The organism is Bacillus sp. COPE52, from assembly GCF_003355115.1.
Classification (GTDB): Bacteria; Bacillota; Bacilli; order Bacillales; family Bacillaceae_G; genus Bacillus_A; species Bacillus_A toyonensis.
Map to the genome: position 1 here is coordinate 380669 of NZ_CP031292.1, position 22861 is coordinate 403529.

Below are 22861 nucleotides of genomic sequence, written 5' to 3' on the forward strand. Positions count from 1 at the left end.
CATCACGATGATTTTTTAAAGCACCCATCATAAAAAATCTCTCCTTTACCTCTTTTTTATCAGTGTTGACACATAAAGAGAGGTTCAGACACATAAACAGGCTGTGGAGAAGACTTTCTCCACAGCCTGAGGAAAAAAGAAAGGTTACCTTTCTTTTTTCCTTTTTTCTATTTCATAAATCCCGCATTAATAGTATAATTATTCATAATTATCTGTTTTATATTCTTTTAGATCGTTATTATCTCTGTGTACAAGGTGATTTACACCTTAAATAGTAAGATTATTCAATCTTTTACAAGAGGGGGGATTGACGGATGCTCAATAAAAAAAATACATGGACACCGTCTTTATTTCGAGATTATAAAAATGCAGAACATGATGCGTGTGGAATCGTTTCCGTTATGGAAAAAAGAAAAATTCCTACAAAAGAAAATATCGACCTTTGTATACAATCACTAATCAAAATGAACCATAGAGCTGGTTTCATCAATGGCGAAGGCGATGGTATTGGAATCCATATTGATGTACCAAAAGCACTTTGGAACGAAAAATTGAAAAGTAGCGGATATAATCCAACGATTGTGGATCATCCCCACTTTATCGTTGGACATTTTTTTCTAAACAAAAAAGAAAATATTGTTGACTTAAAAAATTACATTCGTACGCAATTAAACAATGAAAACTTTACTATTATTTTCGAAAGTGATGATGTAATAAATTCCGATGCACTCGGTCCACTTGGTAAACAGGAAGAACCTTTATTTTGGCAAGTTGCCCTTATCGCTGAAAATGAAGTTAAAAGTATTGAGCAAACATTATTTGCTGTAACGATAAAAATAGAGGAAAACGAAGCGATTCACGTTGCTTCATTAAGTCGTGATCATGTTGTATATAAAGTTCTAGGTGCTGGAGATACACTTGTTGCCTATTACAACGATTTACAACACCCACTTATCGCTTCAACTATGACACTAGGACATAATCGCTATTCTACTAATACATTATCTAATTTTTTTCGTGTACAACCATTTAGCATTCTCGGACATAATGGTGAAATTAATACAATTGCCAAATTACGTGATCAAGCCGAAATGATTCATGTACCACTAACGGCAGGGGGAAGTGACTCCCAAGATTTAAACCGCACCTTAGAGACTCTTCTTGTTCAATATAACTACAGCTTATTTGAAGCGATGGATATACTATTCCCACCAATTATTAATGAAATAAAACTATACGAAACAAACTTACAAAACTTATACACTTATATAAGAGAAGCTTGGGGACATTTCGCACAAGGACCAGCTGGCATTATTTCACGCTATAAAGATGAAGCTGTATTCAGCGTCGATTCCCTTGGCCTACGACCAGTATGGAAAGTAGAAACAGAAAGCTCTTATATTTTCTCTTCTGAACCTGGAGTTGTATCACCAACCGAATATGTAGAAGAACCGAAACCACTCGCTCCTGGAGAAAAGGTCGGATTAAAATGGAATGAACAAGATGAACTTGTTCTTTATGAATACGACAAATACCAAATTGAAGTATATAATCGTTTCCAAAAACGAATCGATGTTAACAATTATCATTTAAACTTATCTATCCCTGAAGCGAAAGAAATCCAAGGATTATGTGATTCTGTTCAAGTTGAAACGAAACAGTACGTTTCTTTCGGGTGGGATCGAGAGCATATTCAGCTCCTTGAACAGATGGCAACAAAAGGAGTTGAGCCAATTCGGTCACTTGGTCATGACTCGCCACTTGCTGCACTCGATACGGATAGACGAAATATTGCTGACTTTATTAAGGAAAGTGTAGCCGTTGTTACAAATCCAGCAATCGATCGCGATCGAGAGGTCGAACACTTCTCCACACGGACGATACTTGGAGAGCGTCCAAGTTTATTAAGCGGCGCTAAACAGCCATTTGTAGTTGAGATGCTTTCACCAATTATTTTAGAAGGAAGTGTTGCACAATCTATCGCAGAGGAATTGCACACAATTACGTACGAACAACTTATACAGTTGTTCGTTACACATAGTTCTATCGCTACAATTTCTGCCACCTTCAGTCCGTTAGAAACTTTACAATGCGCATTAAATCGAATTAGTTCCGAAGCGATAGCTGCCGTTAACAATGGTGCTTCCCTACTATTATTAGATGACGCAAAAGCTCATCTAAATGAACAGTTATGGATGGATCCACATTTAGTTACCGCTAAAGTACATCAAGTATTAAGTGAAAATAAATTACGCAGAAACTGTTCTCTCGTTATACGTTCTGGTGCCCTTCGTTCCTTACACGATATCGTCACACTATATGGATTAGGAGCAGACAGTATTAATCCATATTTATTGTTCGCGACCGTAAATGATGGATCAAAAACACCAATTATGAATCTGTATAATGCACTTAATAAAGGACTAGAGAAAGTCATTTCAACAATTGGAATTCATGAGTTACGTGGTTACGGCCGCCTCTATTCCTCTATCGGATTACATGAGGAAATCGCAAATATATTACAAATTACGAATTTCTTCGGTTCAAATGATTTAGCTTTTTCACTTGAATCGCTTGCTAAAGATGCGAAATCGCGGGCAAATGATTATAACAACCCTAAAATTAGAATGCGAAAATCATTTCATATATTCCCACGGATTTGGAAAGCAATTGGTGATGTTGCAAAAGGAAATTCTTATGATGATTACCGCGAAAAGTTAAGTGAATTAGAAGACAATAATCCGATTGCAATCAGACACCTTGTTCAAACGAAACAAACAAAGCATGTCGTTCCGGCTGAAGAAGTGTCTATTAGCATTCAAAATCATGATTTACCGTTTATTATTAGTTCCATGTCATTCGGTTCTCAAAATGAAATTGCCTTTCGTGCATATGCAGAAGCTGCCGATCAGCTAAATATGATTAGTTTGAACGGTGAAGGCGGCGAAATTAAAGATATGATTGGCAAATACCCAAATACACGTGGACAACAAGTTGCATCTGGCCGATTTGGAGTAAACGCTGAACTACTAAATTCATCAAATTTAATTGAAATAAAAATCGGTCAAGGCGCAAAACCTGGCGAAGGCGGACATTTACCAGGTTCTAAAGTAACCGCAAAAATTGCTGAGGCACGTAACGCTACAATTGGATCAGATTTAATTTCGCCTTCTAACAACCATGATATTTATTCGATTGAAGATTTAGCTCAAATGATTACAGAAATTAAAACGGCTAATCAACTTGCAAAAGTAGCCGTAAAAGTCCCTGTCGTTCCTAACATTGGAACAATTGCTGTCGGTATCGCTAAAGCTGGCGCTGATTTTATTAACATTAGCGGATTTGACGGCGGAACAGGGGCTGCACGTATTCATGCATTACAACATGTAGGTCTTCCAGTAGAAATCGGTGTTAAAGCTGCTCACAACGCTCTACTAGAAGCAGGTATGAGACATAAAGTAGAAATTTGGGCAGATGGTGGTATTCGAAGTGTAAATGATGCCTTAAAAATCATGCTTCTTGGAGCAAACCGTATTGGGTTTGGTACATTATCAATGATTGCCATCGGCTGTACAACTTGCCGTGGTTGTCATCTAGATACTTGCCACGTTGGAATTGCAACACAAATTGAATCTGAAGCACAAGCGAAAGAACATGGATTACGCCGCTTCGTCCCGCGCGAATTAGAAAGCGCAGTTGCTGGCCTATTAAATTTATTCACCACTTTCGGTTTAGAATTAAAACGGTTAACAGGGCAACTCGGTTATACAAATTTACAAGAAATTGTCGGGCGTTCCGATTTATTAGAACAAGTTCGAGGTCAAGATTTGTTAGAGTTATGTAATTTACTACAAACGATAGAAAATTCAACTGTTACAACAAGAGTATCTGTGGAAGAAAAACAATTTGAAACAGTGCATTCTCCTCACTCAAAAGAATTAGTAGGAGTTGGCGTAGAACAACGAGTTATGGGCGGTTTAGAATCTTGTTATCGCGTTCGTAGTAAATTATATGAAGATACAAAGCTTGAACCACTTACATTAAAGTATACAAATGGCTCTGTTCCTGGAAATGGATTAGGTGCTTACAATAGTGAAAACTTATTTATACACGTAAATGGCGGCGCACAAGATGGCATTGGCAAAACTTCATTTGGCGGTGGCATTTATATAACGAAAGCAAAAGGTAAAAATGGAACATATTATAATGGGTCTGTCGGAAAAGGATTTGGATATGGTGCACAAAAAGGTGCATTATACGTGCAAGGTAACGCTGACGCTCGTGCTGGTATTCGCCTTTCTGGAGCAGACATGATAATTGGAGGGAGAATGACAAAACCACTCCGTGAAAAAGAGCAAGGAAATATAGGATCATACTCGAATATTAAAGGTTTCGCTTTTGAATATATGACAAATGGGCGGGCTCTTGTTTTAGGAGATCCTGGTCCATGGATCTGTGCTGGTATGACTGGTGGTGTTGTTTATTTACGTCATGATTCAAACTTAGGTTTAACAGAAAAAGCCTTAAAAAGAAGAATCGCAAAAGGTGCAAATGTTACATTACAATCAATTAGTAAAAATGGTGTGCAAGATGTAACTGAACTATTGCTAGATTATATTCGTGTATTAAATGAGCATGAGCAATATGAGGAAGTTGCTTTGTTAACCCCGTTACTAGATGATATGCAGCAGCAATTTTTTGAAATTATCCCGAAAAAGGAGCAGGCTGATCCATCTATCTCAACTGAGTGATATATACCCTTTTTATTTTCAATAAAAAATTGACGAAGTATACTTCTCATAGTAATCTATAGTAACAATTTGAAACCTGCTGAAATTCAGCAGGTTTTTTTACTAAAAATTAATGTTTAAAAAGAATTAGGAAAAAATTATAAAGTGAAACTTTAATCAGTGGGGGTTTTGTTCATCCCCCACTGATTATTAGCCCACACCAATCGGGCATTTACGGGCAGCCCGACTCCCACCTAACTCCTTTGCTCTAGCCGAACTTTGAGGTAGGAGTTCTACTGCCCGCAAATAGCGGGATAAATGAATCTTAATTTCTTTTTTTATATCACTAAAATATCACTTGCTAACATATTGTAATGAATGTATAGTATCATGTTGTACATTCATTATGACAAGAGAAAGGATCTTATTAAGGGTATGAAACTTGGTGCTCGCATTTTAAAAACGGGTATTGCCATCACATTAGCTTTATTTGCTTGTATTTTACTTCACTTACCGAGTCCGGTATTTGCGGGAATCTCAGCTATATTCGCTGTTCAACCGTCTGTATATCGTTCATATTTAACTGCACTTGAACAAATTCAAGCAAACGTAATTGGTGCGGTATTCGCTATCGTATTTGCTACTGCTTTTGGACATAATCCTTTTATTATTGGATTAACATGTATATTAGTAATTGCTCTTACATTACAATTACGATTAGAAAACACAATATCAATTGCTTTAGTAACAGTTATCGCCATTATGGAGTATCAAGGCGAAGATTTCTTTAGTTTTGCCTTACTTCGCTTTGCGACGATTATGATCGGAATTATTGCGGCTTCAATTGTAAATTTAGTGTTTATGCCGCCAAAATACGAAACAAAGCTTTATCATCGTATCGTTGATAATACAGAGGAAATTGTGAAATGGATTCGAATGAATAGCAGGCAAGCTTCTGACTTTACAACGTTAAAAACTGATATTGATCGTATGAAAGAAAAAATGATCAAACTAAACCATTACTATTTGCTGTATAAAGAAGAAAGAAGCTACACGAAAAAAGTACAGTTCGCAAAAATTCGTAAGCTCGTTTTATTCAGACAAATGTTAGCGACGACAAGCCGTGCTTTAAGTACGTTAAAATCATTACATCGCACTGAAAATGAACTGCGCTATATGCCAGAAGAATTTCAGGAATCTATTCAAAACGAACTTGACTCATTAACGCATTATCATGAACAAGTTTTATTAAAATTTATTGGTAAAGCAAAGAAACAACAATCCGTTGAGATGCTTGATGAAGTTGAAACAGGTAAACAAGAATTAATTGATATCTTTATGGAGTATCAAAACAAAGATGATGAGGAAGCATATAAAACATGGTTACATCTATTCCCTCTTATTTCTTCAATTATTAATTATAGTGAAGAAGTAGAGCATTTAGATTTACTTGTGGATAGCTTCTACACATACCATAAACCAGAAACAGAACTCCAAATCGACGATAAAAAAGAAGACGAATAAAAAACAGCTCCTTTTACGCTAAAGGAGCTGTTTCTGTTATATTTTGAAGTTGATATAAATTGTAATAGAATCCCCTTTTTTTCATTAACTCTTCATGAGAACCTGTTTCTTTAATTTCACCATCTTCAATGTAAATAATTGTATCAACATGCGTAATCGTTGCTAATCGATGTGCAATTATAATCGTCGTCCGATCAGCAGCTAACGTTTGAAGTGCCTCTTGAATATACCGTTCGTTTTCTAAATCTAAAGCAGAAGTTGCTTCATCTAATATAAGTAACGATGGATTCTTTAGAAATACTCGCGCAATTGCTACACGTTGCCTTTGCCCACCAGATAACTTCACACCACGTTCTCCAACAACAGTATTGTAACCATCTGGTAACTCTATAATAAAATCATGAATTTGCGCGGCTTTGGCTGCTGCAATCACTTCTGTCTCTTTAGCTTTCGGATTTCCATATAAAATATTAGCTCCGATTGTATCGCTAAATAATAAATTATCTTGCAGTACAATTCCAATATGGCTACGTAAATTTCTCATATCATACTTTCTTACATCTATCCCATCTACATAAACTGACCCTTCCGAAACATCATAGAAACGCGGAATTAAACTAGCAAGAGATGACTTTCCTCCCCCACTCGCTCCTACAAGTGCTACCTTCTCTCCTGGCCGCATAGTTAATGACAAGTTATGTAATATCTCTTTTTCATCTGTATTATAACGAAAAGACACATTATCAAATACAATTTCTCCATTTAATTTTTTCGCTTGTACCGCATTTGGCACATTAACAATATCGTACTTTTCATCTAACAGTTCAAACACTCGATCCATCGAGGCGAAAGATTGCGTTAATGTTGTAGATGAATTAACAAGGCGGCGAAGCGGACTATATAAACTATCCATATAACCAACAAAAGCTACCATAGTCCCTAGCGTTAACCGACCTTGAATTACTTCATATGCTGCAAAACCAATGACAAGTAACGGGCCTAAATCAGTTAAAGTATTTACTGCCGAAAATGTTCTCGCCGTCCAACTTGTATGCGTTAATGCTTTCGTTAAAAATTCATTATTTCTTTTTTCAAACTGCTTACCCTCATACTCTTCTAATGCAAAGCTACGCGTCACTTGCATTCCTTGAATACGTTCATGTAAATAACCTTGCATAGTTGCTAACGCTTGTGAACGTTCTTTCGTCAATTTTCGAAGACGTCCGAAAAAATATTTCACCGCAACAACATAAATAGGTAAAATCAATAAAGCAACAAACGTTAACTTTATGTTCATAGAAAACATAACAATAATAGCAATCGCAATTGTCGCAGTATCTAACCAAACATTCATTAAACCGGTAATTACAAAATCCTTCGTTTGCTCTACATCATGGATTACACGTGAAATAAGCTCTCCTGTTTTTGTATTCGAATAATAACGCAAGCTCAATTTTTGCAAGTGACCAAAAATATGTTTCCGCAAATCATATAGTATTGTATTCGCGATACGTTGCGCGAAATATTGACGATAATATTCAATCGGTGGCCTTAATACTGCAAAAATAAAAAAGGCTATCCCAATCGCCGTTATTAATTGGGACGTTTTATCTTGAAGTGAACCCCCACCTTGGATTACATCGTCGATAATATACTTTAATAACCATGGCATAATAAGCGGGATACCGAACTTAACTAGACCGATAACAATTGTAATAGCAATAAGCCATCTATATGGTTTAACAAATTGTAAATATCTTTTTATACCTTGCACATAATCCCCCCTCTAATAGGACAAACCTGCCGGGAAATCCCCTGCAGGTTTGTTTTAATTTCTGTACATTAAATATCTCTCATACCACATATCTACGAAATCTGGTGCAAATGGACCTTTTCTTTGATGAATCCACTGCGTTAAATGTGCTACATTTCGCTTTAAAATTGTATCAATAACAGGTGGATATTGCATGATTTGACTATGCTTTTCATACTCATCTTCATCTAACAGTGTATATGTCATATCTGGATACACTTTAATATCTAAATCATAATCAATATACTTTAATGCTTCTGAATCATATGCAAAAGGAGAACTTAAATTACAATAATAATATACACCCTCTTCTCTTAGCATCCCAATCACATTAAACCAATAGTTTGCATGAAAATAACAAATTGCAGGTTCCCGAGTAACCCATGTTCGGCCATCTGATTCTGTAACTATTGTTCGATCATTCGCTCCAATTACAAGACTCTGTGTCCCTTTTAAAATCGTTGTCTCTTCCCACATTCTATGAATGGAGCCATTATGTTTATAACTATGTATTTGTACTTTTTCTCCTTCTTTGGGAAATGCCATATATGCTCCCTTCTTTCAACTGCAAATGCCCTTCTTAAATTAAATCAACTATCCTTTGAACTGCATTCACTTTTTTTCTATTATAACTTTTTTGTCGAAATTTTAAAACTAAAGCGACAAGACTCTATTTTTCACACTGCATGTTTATTGTTGAATACCATATCCCTACTGAGGCTTTTCCTGACTCATTTATAAATGAGGAAATAATAACAGAAAAAGCCCTTCCTTATTTTCATGTTAAGAAGGACTTTTCATCTGAAGGTAAGAACATATCTTATCCTAAATTTGAAATCATTTTTTCAGTTTCAAAAGATTTAATCACACTATTCGTTTGCTTTTCGAATTTTTCATGTAATAGTTTCAATGCTATTTCTGTTCTATATATTTCTTGGCGAATAAAATGTAAGTCTTTTTTATCGCACGTATCCTTTTCACTCACTTCAATTTGCTGATACTTCTCTAAGTGTGATTGCAATTTTAACAGCTCATCCATCGTTTCCAATTGCTCTCCTACCAACTTATCAAAATCCTTCATTACTTACCCCCTTTTAGATTTATTCATTAGTTATTATTCCTAATTACATATTTCTAATCTTTAACTTCCTTCTCCTTTGACTACATTTGTTGACTTATTAGAAGTTATGTCGTTCACTTTCTTTTCATTACAATGACCCGCACACAAAGAAAACACTTCTCTCGAATTGGAGAAGTGTTTTTCTTTCATTACTCGTTTGAACTAGAAGATTGTGATTGTTTTGCAGCTGATTTTGCATTTTGTTTTTTCACAGCATGCACGTCTGTTTCAGTTGCAAATTCTGTACCATAACTAGCGTTTGCACTTTGTGCACCAGAAGCTTGTGCTTTCTTTGCTTCTGATTGTGCGTTTGCTTGTTTTACTGCTTGTACATTTGTTTCAGTCGCAAACTCTGTACCATAACTAGCATTTGTACTTTGAATGCTAGCACCAGAAGTTGCCTTGTTATAACCTTGTTGTTTTTTACTCATCTTTCTCACCTCCACAACCAATAATGTAACCAATTCACTCGGAAACTATCCGTAATTTTTTGTTGAAAAATTTCCGCATATATCTCTTAATACTCATTCAAACTATAGGGTACGGAGGTGGAAATATGTATATAGGACGCGATATGACTGAACTAACGATGATTTCAAAAAATGAATGGAAAGAAGATGAATTAGCTTATTTTCATCATTCATTACAACAGATTTTGCCCTATTTAAACGCAGAAGGTCAAAGTATTTATAAAGAAATTGTAATAGAAATTGAATCAAGAGGTGGCTTACAAGAAGGTAATGCCAGTTGGACTCATGGGACAAAAATTTCTTACGATTAAAAAAGTGTTCCCAATCTAGGGAACACTTTTTTTGTTTATCCCGCTTTAATGGGCAGTAAGACCCCCACCTCAAAATGCAGCGAAAGCAAAGAATTTATGTGGGGGATCAACTGCCCATAAAAGTCCGATTAGTTCAACTAATAATCAGTGGGGGATGAAGAAAACCCCCACTGATTAAAGTTTCACTTTATTGCATTGTAATTTTCTCAACACAACTCTCATAAATCGTACGATGCGATTTAGAGAAAGGTAACTGCTCAAATGCTTCTTTCGATACAAACTTTAATGTATCTGTTTCAACAATATCACCAGTTACTTTTCCGTAAAATACGAATATATCCCAGGTGCGATGCGTAAACGTATGTTGCACATTCATTGCGTACTCATCAATAGAAATCGAAAGCTCAAACTTTTCCTTCATATAATCTATAAGCTGTTCTTTCTGACTTCGAATCCCTTCACCAAGTTCAATATTCGGAAACTCCCACATATTAGCTAATAATCCGCTACTTGGACGTTTATTAATAACGTAACGACCATCTTCAGTTTGAAGTACTCCTGCAACAAGCGGTACCATTGTAGGAGCTTTCGCTTTACTTTTTACTGGTAGTTCTTTTTGAACACCTTCAGCATATCCCCTACAATGCTCACGTACAGGACAAAGTAAGCATGCTGGATTTTTAGGAATACAAATTAGTGCACCTAATTCCATCAAACCTTGATTAAAATAAGATGGATTTTCAGCTGAAATAATTTCCCGCACAATCTCTTCAAACACTTTTCTAGTTTTCGGTTTTGCAATGTCATCCCATACTGATAAAATACGGGATAACACGCGCATAACATTTCCGTCAACTGCTGGCTCTGGTATACCATATGCGATACTTAAAATTGCACCTTTTGTATATGGTCCCACTCCTTTTAATTTTTCAATTTTCTTTACATCACTCGGTACTATCCCGCCATATACTTCTTTTACCTCTTTTACAGCCGTGTGTAAATTTCGTGCTCTAGAATAATACCCTAAACCTTCCCATGCTTTTAATACTTCTTCATCATCAGCATTTGCTAAAGCTTCCAACGTAGGGAACTTCCCCATAAAATTTGCGTAATATGGTTTTACAGCTTCTACCCTTGTTTGCTGTAACATAATTTCCGAAACCCAAACACGGTATGGATCTTTATTTTTTCGCCACGGTAAGTCGCGTTGCTCTTTTTCAAACCAACCAATTAAATCATTTTGAAACTGCTCTATGTTAAATTTTTCTAATATTTCAAGTGTCAAACTTGATCCCCCTCATTTTTTTGCATATACGTACTATTATAAAGATTTTTAGGAAAAAATTTAAGTAAGATGACATAGGAAATAGAAGGCAAAGGACTTGAGGTATCGAATAAAAAGAGTTACATTAATAAAAAACGGAGGTGGATTTCTATGGACACAGCCACTCACCTTGTTATGGGTGTCACTTTAGGTAGTTTGGCAACATTAGACCCAGCTATAGCGCAAAGTGATATTGGACCACAAGCAGTTATGCTCGCTACAATTGCTGGTTCCAATATTCCTGACATCGATACAGTTTTAAAATTGCGTAATAACGCTAAATATATAAGAAATCATCGCGGGGTTACTCATTCCATTCCTGCAGTAATTCTTTGGTCATTCCTTATAAGCGGCATCTCTTTCGCCTTCTTTTCAGACGCTCCATATCTTCATCTACTACTTTGGTCATTTATAGCTGTCTTTCTTCACGTCTTTGTAGATATTTTCAATGCCTACGGTACACAAGCGTTACGGCCTTTCACAAAAAAATGGGTCGCACTCGGCATAATTAATACGTTTGATACTGTGATTTTCTTTATCCATATACTTGCGATTGCTTGCATGCTCGTAGGTTCCCATAAAGGATATACAGCCTTAGCTGCATATATATTAATGATTGTTTACTATATCGGACGGATTATGATGCATAGAAATATAAGAAGCGTTGTACACAAACGTTTCAAACATGTTGAGAAGATCATCATTTCTCCTTCTTATCGATTTTATCATTATCATTTAGCAGTCGTTACGACTGATTATTACTACGTTGCGAGATGGCATCGTGGTAACATTATGATATACGATAAGTTCGATCGGGTACCGTTCCCAGATAACGCTATTATGAGAGCTGCTAAACAAGATGAAAACATCTCGGCCTTCTTATCTTTCTCTCCTGTATATCGTTGGGATATTTTTGATTATGATAACTATTACGAAATTCGATTCATTGATTTGCGCTATCGAAGTAAAGATTATTATCCATTCGTTGCAATCGTTCAGCTCGATCAAAATTTAAATATTATTAATTCTTATACCGGATGGATTTTCAGCGAAGAAAAACTTCGAAAGAAACTGGAATTGCTTCCACATTAAAAAAAGCGACTTTAGTCGCTTTTTTAATGTTTTAAATGGTCTTCTTGATTAATTAAATGGCTGTATTTCGGATTATTTGTACGCATTTCATGAAGACGCGCTCCATGATTATTAATCCATGTTCTTACTACTTGCTCAGTCATCTCCTCCCCTTGATAACGACCTGATTTCGCATAAGTTGTTTGAAAATCTTCCCAAAGTAATTCAACCCACGCACGAGCTTGTCCGTAAGAAAGCTTGTCATTCTTGTCTAATAATTCTTTCGTTAATGCTTCATAAATATCATTCATGTTCTAATCTCCTTTTACCTATTTATCCCTTCATTTCTAAAGGATAGTTTCTTCTATTTTGCACATTCTATAAGTGATACTTCTTAAAGAGGTATCAACTGATGATGAGGAGGGCGTTCGCAATGGGTAAACAAGCCGAATTTTGGTCTGAGTCAAAAAACAACAGCAAAATCGACGGTCAGCCGAAAGCGAAATCACGCTTCGCTTCGAAACGACCTAACGGCACAATTAACACGCACCCACAAGAACGTATGCGTGCTGCAAATCAGCAGGAAGAGTAGTACAGGTACAGCCTAAAAAATTAACTTCCTACACGAGGTGATAAAGATGAGCTACCGTGATCGTTTAGATAGTCGTTCTGAATTATTTAACCATACGTGGACTCGTCCGAAACATGCGAAAGCGCAAGTTAACGGACAGACGCAACAAACCCAGTCTCTCATTATATTGGCCAACGAATGTAAAAAACGCCAATTTTAGAATCTCCTATCTCCTTTAACGCCTACCAAAGATGAAAACCAGAGAGATATTCGCTCTCTGGTTTTTATTTTTCTTGCAACAAGGAAATTGGTATCCCAATCTCTTCATTATCATTTTGCTTATAACCCCAAGCAAATACCCCATTGAAGTACGTAATTTTAAATAATACACCAGGTTCTTCTACTAATTCATATGTCTCACCAATATGGAATTTGTTTATATCAGTCATGTAAGCACGGGCCATGGCCATCTTTCTCATTAATACATCGAATTCATTTACAATTCCAAGTTGCTCAGCCTTTACTGCTTGCTCCTTCAAAGCGCCAATTTCTTCTCTAAGCTCATGCGGTGTCATTTCACTGTAGCGTTTTGGCATATTCATCTTATTATTCCCCTCATCCCTCTTCACGTTTCATTTGTAAAAATATCTCTATTTCATCAATAGAAAATCCTTTTCGATATAACGCTTGTTTCATCTTATTTTCGAATGTCCATCCATCATACTTCCTATATTTCTCATAATATTTATTCCCATGATAGTGTAAAGCTTCTTGTTGCTTTTCGTCATCTTTTTCGTCTTTCAATTCTTCCAAACAAATTTGAATCACATCTCTAGAATATCCTTTACGAACAAGCATTTCATCTAACTTTAGCTTCATTTGTAAAAATGAATGCTTTTGATAAGATTTTTTCTTTTTTTCTACAAGAATCAAAGCATTTTCAATTTGCTTCTCCTTTGGATACTCTTGTAAACTATGTGTAATGATTAGATCCTGAACTCCTTTATTTAACAGCTCTCTTTTTATAACAGTTGGACCTTTTCGATTCACATTACTTTGCGTTCGCGTATATAAAATGGCATACTCTTTATCATTAATATATCGGTCATGTAATAATTTCGAAACGACTTCAGAGATGATGGCCTGTCCCACTTCTTTTTTTCGTAAAAAATCTTCTATTTCTTGTTTCGTTCTCATTTGATAGGATAAATAGGAGATTGCTTGTAAATATGCTTTTTGTACCTCTTCATTGAACAAAATATTGCCTAACTCTATTTCATCAATTTCTAAACCTTTTTGTAATCCATGTTTCATTAAGATTACTTGATCCACACTAAATCCGTACTCTTCACCTTGACCTTTATCAATATAAATATTAAATCGCTCTTTCGATCGTTTTTGCACTTCTATTTTTGTAATGACAGCCATACTCTCACCTCTCTATTATTTTAACATAGTCAAGGAACATTTTTGCTTTTCAAGAATATATATAATGAGGAGGAAATAATTATGAAAATTGCAATTTCTGGTGGTACTGGCTTTATCGGCAAATATCTATCTACTTTTTTCATTCAAAAGGGATACACAGTCTATATCCTTACCCGAAAAAATAAAATTGAAACTTCAAACCCTAACCTTCAATACGTACAATGGACACCAGATTTACCTACTTTCCCCCTCTCTTCTATTGATATAGTTATTAATCTAGCTGGAGAGTCAATCAATAGTAGATGGACAAAAAAACAAAAAGAAGCAATTTTAAACAGTAGAATTCAAGCAACAAGAGGACTTATTAAACAACTACAAACACTCAGCACAAAACCACATACATTTATTAACGCAAGTGCTATTGGATACTACGGAACTTCTGAAACAGAGTCTTTTACCGAGCAGCAAGAAACTCCCGGAAATGACTTTTTAGCAGAAACAGTATTTTTATGGGAGCAAGAAGCATGTAAAGCACGTTCTCTTGAAATCAGAACAATATACGCAAGATTCGGAGTCATATTAGGTGCAGACGGAGGTGCTCTTCCAAAGATGCTACTTCCCTATCAATTTTATATCGGAGGCACAATTGGATCTGGAAACCAATGGTTATCATGGATTCATATAGATGATGTCGTTCGCATGATTGATTTCATCATACACAAAGAAGAAATTAATGGTCCTCTTAATATTACAGCCCCGTTACCTATAAGAATGAAGGAATTTGGAGAAACCATGGCAACTATAATGAGAAAACCTCATTGGTTACCTGTCCCTTCATTTATGCTTCACGCTTTATTGGGTGAGATGAGTATACTTGTACTAGAAGGGCAACATGTATTACCTAGTAAAGCAATTGAACATGGGTACCAATACACATTTCCGACAATAGACCATGCATTACAAAATATACTTTCGCATACAATGTAGTACTTCTAAAACACAGTTTTACAAGGGGTTCCCTTTCAAAACTTTCATTTTCTAGGATTCAGAGCATTACTACACAAATAACCTTTCAGTTACTTTTTCTTCAATCACATTAATATTGTAAAGTAACAGAAATGAGGTACCTATGAAAATATTGCTCAAACAAGCCATTGTGTATCCTATTACATCTCCCAAGTTTCAAGGTGATGTACTCGTTATAGGAGAACGAATTGCTGAGGTCAAACCTTCTATTCAGCCTACTCAAGATATGACCGTTATAGATGCGCGAGCTCTTCATCTCTTACCTGGATTTATTGATGTCCATACTCACCTTGGTCTCTATGATGAAGGCACTGGTTGGGCTGGAAATGACGCTAATGAAACCTCTGAAGTTTCAACACCACATATCCGTTCTTTAGACGGAATCCATCCTTTTGATATCGCATTTCAAGACGCTGTACAAAACGGGATCACAACTGTTCACGTTATGCCTGGGAGCCAAAATATTATCGGCGGTACTACTTGTGTAATAAAAACAGCTGGAACTTGTATTGATCATATGATTATTCAAGAACCTGCCGGCTTAAAGATTGCCTTTGGAGAAAATCCTAAAAAGGTCCATAGTAATGGAACGAAAGAGTCCATAACACGTATGGGGATTATGGGATTACTTCGGGAATCATTCTATGAAGCACAGCACTACGGGCATGAAGCTGATTTTCGAATGCTCCCTATTTTAAAAGCATTACGCCGCGAAATACCGGTACGTATCCACGCTCACCGTGCTGACGATATTAGTTCTGCTTTACGCTTTGCAACAGAATTCAATCTTGATTTACGTATTGAGCATTGTACAGAAGGACACTTTATTGTTGAAGAGCTTTCAAAACACAATTTAAAAGTTTCAGTTGGTCCCACTCTTACACGCCGGTCTAAAATCGAACTAAAAAACAAAACATGGGATACTTACCATATATTATCTAAAAATGGAGTAGAAGTTTCTATAACAACTGATCACCCTTATACACCAATTCAATATTTAAATGTTTGTGCTGCTGTCGCAGTAAGGGAAGGATTAGACGAGAAAACTGCATTGGAAGGAATCACTATATTTCCAGCGAGAAATTTGCGTTTAGAGGATAGAATTGGAAGCATTGAGGTTGGAAAAGACGCTGATCTCGTGTTATGGACACATCATCCTTTCCATTATTTAGCCAAGCCTGTACTAACTATGATTGACGGAAAAATAATTTACAAAAAAAATAAAAAAAACTAGTTTATTTTTTTGACTAGATAAAGTATTATACGATTATAAACTGAATGAAACCATAATCAATTTGTGTCGTGATTATCATTTTCAAATTGATGAATGGGGAAGGCAAATGGTGCGCCACCAGCGTTATAAACTGGTTCTAGTGGGTTCGATTCCCACCCCGAAATTTTTTAAAGATTGATATAAAAATTTCGAGGGTGGGGTGCTTTTTCGTCATGCTACCCTCGTGTGAGGAGGAGTTAGTGTGTTGAAAAAACGCGACTTACACGACAGCCACGTTCTATACGAGTTAATGGTGGATCCAGCTGTCTTCCCTTTTGTGCGTCAAAAGGCTTATTCTTATGAGGAATATTTATTTTTAACGAAACAAACCATTGAAGCCGAAGAGCGTGGAGAGTTAATTTCACGCACAATTTTAGATGAATGGGGTAACCCTATCGGAACAATTACTTTATTTGATGTGCAAGAAAAAGCTGGATTCCTTGGAACATGGCTTGGAAAACCATACCATGGCAAAGGCTATAATAAATTGGCGAAAGATTCATTTTTTAGCGAACTTTTCTATGAGTTAGATATTGAAACCATCTTTATGCGTATTCGCAAAATAAATATTCGTTCTATTAAAGCTGCCGAAAAACTACAATATGTGAATCTAGCAAATGAAACGAGAAAAGCCGTTTATGATGAAATTAACGTAAATGAAGAAGTATATAATCTATATGAAATTCCAAAAGATCAATATACACTTGCAACAATGCGTGATACAACATTCCAAGACGCCCACCACTTAAAAGAAGCGTAATCTAAATTTTTAGAAATAATAATTAATCATTAACCGTTTGGCATATATGTATATCACCCCATGTCTTTGGAAACGATAGATAGTGACTTTAGGACACGAGGTGATTTGTAATGGATAAAAAGAAACGTGACAAAGCGAAAAATACATTATCTAGTACACAAGAAGTTCTATACCAACGAGAATTTCGAAAAGCAGATCGTGCAGCGGGATATCGCTCAAAAAGTATTTAAAGTGAAAATGAATAATTAGAAGTTTTCCCCCCTAATTATTCATTTTCATTACATAATTTTCCCGACTGACAGAAATAACCTAAAAGAGTTCCCTTATACATAAGGGAACTCTTTTGTTGTGGACAACTTTATCCACAACATCGATATGATTGTGAATATTTTTCTAAAAACTTTGATATTTTTATATATTTTCGCACATATCAACTACTGGAATTGTGGATATTTTTCTAAAAATTGTGGACAATGTGGATATAGTTGTTAATATTCCGACTTTACCGTCTAATGAAAGCGCATCCCTTTGTGGATAAAGTGAAGGCTTTTACGGGAAGCTATCTCCCACCTAACGTCCTCGCATTCGCCCAATTTCAAGATGGGAGTCTTACTTCCCTCAAATAGCCGGATAAAGGAATCTTTACAATAAAAGGAACCCTCTTTAAACATATAAAAGAGGGTTACATATTAAGTAAATGATTCTGCAAGAGCAGGTGATTTCATAGGTATATGATTCGGCTCTGCATGATTTTCTTCCAAAATTGTATCCACGATATGACATGCCGGTTCAGGACGATAAATATTTTTCATTGCTTCTTTCATTTGGAGAAGCTTCATATCATCTTGTAATAACGCCTCTGTTTTTGCAAAAACCTCACTGTCATCACGGATTACAACTGCAGCTCCTTTTTTTTCAAAATACAACGCATTTTCATTTTCTTGTCCTGGGACAGGCTTATATAAAATGACAGGTACTTGTAATGCTGCTGCTTCGCTTAATGTAATACCACCTGGCTTCGTAATCATACAAGAAGTAACACGGAATAACTCATCAATGTTTTCAACATAACCAAATACTTTTAAAGCATCCGAATTTTGTTCCTGTAATCCTAATAAATCCTGTTTTAAAGCTTCATTTTTTCCGCAAACGACAACTACTTGTAAATTAGGTACGGCCATAAATGACTGGCATAGTTCTTTTACACTTCCTAGTACCCCATGAGCACCTGCTACAATTAGTAAAATCTTTTTATTCTTACATAACTGATACTTATTATATATAATGTCTTGATTTATCTTTAGCTCAAAACTATTGCGAATTGGAATTCCAGTTTCAACAATTTGTTCCGCAGGTACACCAATATCAACCATCACCTTTTTCACGTGATCAGTTGCTACAAAATAACGATCTACTTCACGATGAATCCATATTTTATGCACACAAAAATCCGTCAACACATTATAAACAGGGATTGAAATACCTGTTTGCTTTTTCAACTCAGGTACAGCTATGATTGGAAAGGTATTAATAACGATATCCGGTTTCTCCACTTGTAAAAGTGATTTCAAACGTTTCCTTCCAAAATTTGCGTACCAAGATGCTATTTTTTTATCATAAATTTTTTCTACCCCGTAATAAAACAAACGATATAATTCTTTTCCTATTGTATAACTTTTTAAATATAAATATTTTGTAATGTCAGTTATAAATGGATGTGATTCTCCAAACAAGTCGCATACAATTACATTTTCAATTCCTTTTTGGCGAAATGTTTGTTCTAATGTTTTCGCTACTTGCACATGACCATTACCGTAATGTGCAGTTAAAATTAAAACCTTGGGGTTTTTTATCAAACAAATCCACTCCTAGCTTTTTGTTTCTCCATATTGCATATACGACAATAGGAAAAACATTTTCCTTAAACATTACATACTTGGATTCCAATATTCCCCTGTTAGCTATGTACCTGTCGTGGATATGCAAAGCATATAAGATTGACCCCTTAATCCTATCCGTGCTCATATCTTTACATTATACTTTCCTATAAGAGCTTTCGCAATAACTTACAAATGTTCTCTATTCCATGATACTCACTCTTTTACTTCTTAATTCTTTTTACTATTTTGATTTCCCTTTACAATTATGTAAATTTCTCCACTTATTCCTTACAAAAATATGGATATTCTTTTTTCAGTATACTCTTTTCTATATATATACTCTAGGTTTTATTGTAAAGAAAGCAAAAAGTCTAATCCAATATTTGGATTAGACTGCTTTTAAAATATGTCTCGCTTGTTCTACATTTTTTTCCGTAGGTGGTTCTACATTTGCGAGTGGATATTTATGCCCAAGCGCCTCCCATTTATATACACCAAGCTTATGATATGGTAGCACTTCAACTTTCTGAACATTAGACAGACTTTGAATAAAGCTAGATAATTTTTGCAGATCCTCTTCATTATCAGTAACACCTGGAACTAATACATGTCGTACCCAAATCGGTTTATTCTTATCCGATAAATAACGAGCAAATTGTAAAATATGTTCATTTGATTTCCCTGTTAATTTACGATGTTTCTTTGAATCAATATGTTTCAAATCCAATAAAACTAAATCTGTATAATCCATTAATTTATCCAACTTTTGCTGGAATTCTGGCCCTTCAGAATAACAACCTCCAGAAGAATCAATTGTTGTATGAATTCCAACTTCCTTACATTTCTTAAATAATTCAATTAAGAAATCTAACTGTAATAATGGTTCTCCACCACTAACTGTTATACCGCCTCCAGAAGCTTCAATAAATGGAAGGTAACATGTCACATCCTGCATTACTTCTTCAACTGTTATTTCTTTTCCTTTACCGATCTCCCACGTATCAGCATTATGGCAATATTGACAACGTAATAAACACCCTTGTGTAAATATGACATAACGAATCCCTGGGCCATCAACAGTACCACAAGACTCTACAGAATGTATTCTTCCTTTTACCATGTTACTTCCTCCTTTATTGAAACAGCCTCCCTCCACTACATATTAAAAGCGGAGGGACACTTTTTTCACTTACATGCTTTCATGCATTGTACGGTTAATTACATCAATTTGTTGTTCACGAGTTAATTTAATAAAGTTAACAGCGTAACCAGATACACGAATTGTTAATTGTGGATATTTTTCAGGGTGCTCCATTGCATCCATTAATGTTTCACGATTAAATACGTTAATATTTAAGTGATGTCCTTCTTTTATTGCATAACCATCAAGCATAGATACTAAGTTGCGTACTTGTACATCATCTTCTTTACCAAGTGCTTTTGGAATAATAGAGAATGTATTGGAAATACCATCTTGTGCATCTTCATATGGTAATTTAGCTACAGATAATAGTGATGCTAATGCACCTTTTGTATCACGACCATGCATTGGGTTTGCGCCCGGTGCAAATGGTTCTCCAGTACGACGGCCATCTGGAGTATTACCAGTTTTCTTACCGTATACGACGTTAGATGTAATTGTTAAGATTGACATTGTATGAACAGAATTTCTGTATGTTTTATGCTTACGAAGTTTATTCATAAATGTTTTCACAAGATTTACTGCGATTTCATCTACACGATCATCGTTGTTACCGTATTTAGGGAAATCACCTTCAATTTCAAAGTCAACTGCAATACCATTTTCATCACGAATTGGTTTTACTTTTCCGTATTTAATTGCACTTAATGAGTCTGCTACTACAGACAATCCTGCGATACCTGTCGCCATTGTACGAAGAACATTTGTATCATGAAGCGCCATTTCAATACGCTCGTAGCTATATTTATCGTGCATATAGTGGATAACGTTTAATGTATTTAAATATAGACCTGCTAACCATTCCATTGTCATATCAAACTTATGCATAACTTCTTCATAATCTAATACTTCAGAAGTAATTGGTGCGTACTCAGGACCAACTTGAGCTTTAGATTTTTCATCTTTACCGCCGTTAATCGCATATAGTAATGCTTTCGCTAAGTTTGCACGTGCGCCGAAGAACTGCATTTGTTTACCGATTCTCATTGCAGATACACAACAAGCAATACCATAGTCATCACCGTAGTCAGCACGCATAATGTCATCATTTTCATATTGAATTGCTGATGTTTTAATAGACATTTTTGCACAGTAGTTTTTAAAGTTCTCTGGTAATTGTTTAGACCAAAGAACTGTTAAGTTTGGTTCTGGAGCTGGTCCTAAATTATCTAATGTATGCAAGAAACGGAATGAGTTCTTTGTTACTAATGGACGACCATCTAAAGCCATACCACCGATAGATTCAGTTACCCAAGTTGGGTCACCAGAGAATAATTCATTATAATCAGGTGTTCTTGCGAATTTCACAAGACGTAATTTCATAATGAAGTGATCCACGATTTCTTGTACTTCTTCTTCTGTTAAAGTACCATTTTCTAAATCTCTTTCAATGTAAATATCTAAGAATGTAGAAGTACGTCCAAGACTCATTGCAGCTCCGTTTTGCTCTTTAATCGCTGCAAGATATGCGAAGTATAACCATTGGAAAGCTTCTTGTGTATTTGTTGCTGGTTTAGAAATATCAAAACCATGAGAAGAAGCCATTTGTTTTAATTCTTGAAGTGCACGCATTTGCTCAGATAACTCTTCGCGTAAACGCATTGTCTCTTCGCTCATTACACCACCAGTTAAATTAAAATCAGCTTTTTTCGCTTCAATTAAATGATCTATACCATATAGCGCTACTCGGCGGTAATCACCGATAATACGTCCACGTCCATATGCATCTGGAAGACCAGTAATAACACCTGATTTACGAGCCGCTTTCATTTCTGGTGTATATGCATCAAATACACCTTGATTATGAGTTTTACGCCAGTCTCTGAAAATCTTACTAAGTTCTTTATCCATTTCGTATCCATAAGATTCACAAGCTTGTTCCGCCATACGAATACCACCATATGGTTGTAATGAACGTTTAAATGGCTTATCAGTTTGGAAACCGACTACTTTTTCAATATCTTTATTTAAATATCCTGGTTCATGTGATGTAATAGAAGAAACAATTTTTGTATCCATATCAAGAACGCCACCGTTTTCACGTTCTTTTGTTGTTAAATCCATTACTTGATCCCAAAGTGTTTTCGTTGCTTCTGTTGCTCCCGCTAAGAAAGATTCGTCCCCTTCGAAAACGTTTACATTATTTAAAATGAAATCGCGAACATCAATCTCTGCTTTCCATTTTTCACCTTTAAAGTTTTCCCATGCGTTTTTTACATTTTCTAATATTTGAGTCATCCTAATCTCCTCCATTTTTGATTAGTACAGGAATAAGATTTTTTATATAACAGCTTACACACTTAGAATACTACTTTTTTGCGAAAGTGAACGAAATAGTTGTGACATGTTTGTGAAATGT

Annotated in this window: 21 protein-coding genes; 10 read left to right on the forward strand and 11 right to left on the reverse strand. The window is 35.6% G+C overall.

Features of this window, described 5'->3' with window-relative positions:
* Positions 1–314 precede the first annotated feature (314 nt).
* Both DPQ31_RS02025 and DPQ31_RS02030 read left to right on the forward strand, forming a co-directional pair.
* Positions 315–4751, forward strand: coding sequence for a glutamate synthase-related protein (locus DPQ31_RS02025; protein ID WP_098912246.1), 4437 nt, complete (start codon positions 315–317; stop codon positions 4749–4751).
* 414 nt (positions 4752–5165) lie between these two features.
* Positions 5166–6254 carry an aromatic acid exporter family protein gene (locus tag DPQ31_RS02030; protein ID WP_087969380.1) on the forward strand — a complete coding sequence of 363 codons (1089 nt, stop codon included), beginning with the start codon at positions 5166–5168 and terminating at the stop codon, positions 6252–6254.
* Between the two features lie 13 nt (positions 6255–6267).
* On the opposite strand, the gene DPQ31_RS02035 is transcribed toward DPQ31_RS02030, so the two are convergent.
* The 4 genes from DPQ31_RS02035 to DPQ31_RS02050 all read right to left on the reverse strand — a co-directional run bounded on the left by DPQ31_RS02035 (position 6268) and on the right by DPQ31_RS02050 (position 9618).
* A complete protein-coding gene (locus DPQ31_RS02035; protein WP_208731497.1) occupies positions 6268–8028 on the reverse strand; it encodes an ABC transporter ATP-binding protein in 1761 nt (586 codons plus the stop codon).
* Positions 8029–8082: 54 nt separating this feature from the next.
* Positions 8083–8613, reverse strand: coding sequence for a nucleoside tri-diphosphate phosphatase (locus DPQ31_RS02040; RefSeq protein ID WP_000885402.1), 531 nt, complete (start codon positions 8611–8613; stop codon positions 8083–8085).
* 274 nt (positions 8614–8887) lie between these two features.
* A complete protein-coding gene (locus DPQ31_RS02045) occupies positions 8888–9148 on the reverse strand; it encodes a YgaB family protein (protein WP_000651154.1) in 261 nt (86 codons plus the stop codon).
* A gap of 188 nt (positions 9149–9336) precedes the next feature.
* Complete coding sequence (locus DPQ31_RS02050; RefSeq protein ID WP_000039034.1) at positions 9337–9618, reverse strand: gamma-type small acid-soluble spore protein; 282 nt, start codon at positions 9616–9618, stop codon at positions 9337–9339.
* A 125-nt stretch (positions 9619–9743) separates the two neighbouring features.
* Between DPQ31_RS02050 and DPQ31_RS02055 the strand changes: the two genes are divergently transcribed.
* On the forward strand, positions 9744–9968 hold the full coding sequence (locus DPQ31_RS02055) for a hypothetical protein (RefSeq protein WP_000275432.1): 225 nt from the start codon (positions 9744–9746) through the stop codon (positions 9966–9968).
* Between the two features lie 187 nt (positions 9969–10155).
* Here the strand turns inward: DPQ31_RS02055 and mutY are convergent, their stop codons facing one another.
* Positions 10156–11253, reverse strand: a complete 1098-nt coding sequence (mutY, locus tag DPQ31_RS02060; RefSeq protein ID WP_000171373.1) for an A/G-specific adenine glycosylase — start codon at positions 11251–11253, stop codon at positions 10156–10158.
* Between the two features lie 150 nt (positions 11254–11403).
* Here mutY and DPQ31_RS02065 point away from each other — a divergent pair, with 150 nt between their 5' ends.
* On the forward strand, positions 11404–12384 hold the full coding sequence (locus DPQ31_RS02065; protein WP_000379139.1) for a metal-dependent hydrolase: 981 nt from the start codon (positions 11404–11406) through the stop codon (positions 12382–12384).
* A gap of 23 nt (positions 12385–12407) precedes the next feature.
* Here DPQ31_RS02065 and DPQ31_RS02070 read toward each other — a convergent pair whose 3' ends face one another.
* Complete coding sequence (locus tag DPQ31_RS02070) at positions 12408–12674, reverse strand: YfhJ family protein (RefSeq protein WP_000998161.1); 267 nt, start codon at positions 12672–12674, stop codon at positions 12408–12410.
* Between the two features lie 122 nt (positions 12675–12796).
* Between DPQ31_RS02070 and DPQ31_RS02075 the strand changes: the two genes are divergently transcribed.
* Entirely contained in the window at positions 12797–12955 is a 159-nt protein-coding gene (locus DPQ31_RS02075) for a small, acid-soluble spore protein K (protein ID WP_000517891.1), read from the forward strand.
* Between the two features lie 46 nt (positions 12956–13001).
* On the forward strand, positions 13002–13154 hold the full coding sequence (locus tag DPQ31_RS02080) for a YpzG family protein (protein WP_000122093.1): 153 nt from the start codon (positions 13002–13004) through the stop codon (positions 13152–13154).
* Between the two features lie 64 nt (positions 13155–13218).
* Here DPQ31_RS02080 and DPQ31_RS02085 read toward each other — a convergent pair whose 3' ends face one another.
* Both DPQ31_RS02085 and recX read right to left on the reverse strand, forming a co-directional pair.
* Complete coding sequence (locus DPQ31_RS02085) at positions 13219–13536, reverse strand: YfhH family protein (protein WP_001057020.1); 318 nt, start codon at positions 13534–13536, stop codon at positions 13219–13221.
* Positions 13537–13549: 13 nt separating this feature from the next.
* Positions 13550–14362, reverse strand: coding sequence for a recombination regulator RecX (gene recX / locus DPQ31_RS02090; RefSeq protein ID WP_000268510.1), 813 nt, complete (start codon positions 14360–14362; stop codon positions 13550–13552).
* 81 nt (positions 14363–14443) lie between these two features.
* On the opposite strand from recX, the gene DPQ31_RS02095 reads away from it, so the two are divergent.
* The 4 genes from DPQ31_RS02095 (at position 14444) to DPQ31_RS02110 (ending at position 17651) form a co-directional block, all read left to right on the forward strand.
* Positions 14444–15349, forward strand: coding sequence for a TIGR01777 family oxidoreductase (locus tag DPQ31_RS02095; protein ID WP_000684404.1), 906 nt, complete (start codon positions 14444–14446; stop codon positions 15347–15349).
* 142 nt (positions 15350–15491) lie between these two features.
* Positions 15492–16622 (forward strand): amidohydrolase, encoded by a 1131-nt coding sequence (locus tag DPQ31_RS02100; protein WP_000698290.1) that lies wholly within the window; start codon positions 15492–15494, stop codon positions 16620–16622.
* 241 nt (positions 16623–16863) lie between these two features.
* Positions 16864–17421, forward strand: coding sequence for a GNAT family N-acetyltransferase (locus DPQ31_RS02105; protein ID WP_000914740.1), 558 nt, complete (start codon positions 16864–16866; stop codon positions 17419–17421).
* Positions 17422–17531: 110 nt separating this feature from the next.
* On the forward strand, positions 17532–17651 hold the full coding sequence (locus tag DPQ31_RS02110) for a YfhE family protein (RefSeq protein WP_000358484.1): 120 nt from the start codon (positions 17532–17534) through the stop codon (positions 17649–17651).
* A 459-nt stretch (positions 17652–18110) separates the two neighbouring features.
* On the opposite strand, the gene DPQ31_RS02115 is transcribed toward DPQ31_RS02110, so the two are convergent.
* The 3 genes from DPQ31_RS02115 to pflB form a co-directional block, all read right to left on the reverse strand.
* A complete protein-coding gene (locus DPQ31_RS02115) occupies positions 18111–19277 on the reverse strand; it encodes a diglucosyl diacylglycerol synthase (protein ID WP_000594698.1) in 1167 nt (388 codons plus the stop codon).
* Between the two features lie 412 nt (positions 19278–19689).
* On the reverse strand, positions 19690–20421 hold the full coding sequence (pflA, locus tag DPQ31_RS02120; RefSeq protein WP_098711278.1) for a pyruvate formate-lyase-activating protein: 732 nt from the start codon (positions 20419–20421) through the stop codon (positions 19690–19692).
* A 69-nt stretch (positions 20422–20490) separates the two neighbouring features.
* On the reverse strand, positions 20491–22740 hold the full coding sequence (gene pflB, locus DPQ31_RS02125; RefSeq protein WP_000192129.1) for a formate C-acetyltransferase: 2250 nt from the start codon (positions 22738–22740) through the stop codon (positions 20491–20493).
* Positions 22741–22861: the final 121 nt, after the last annotated feature.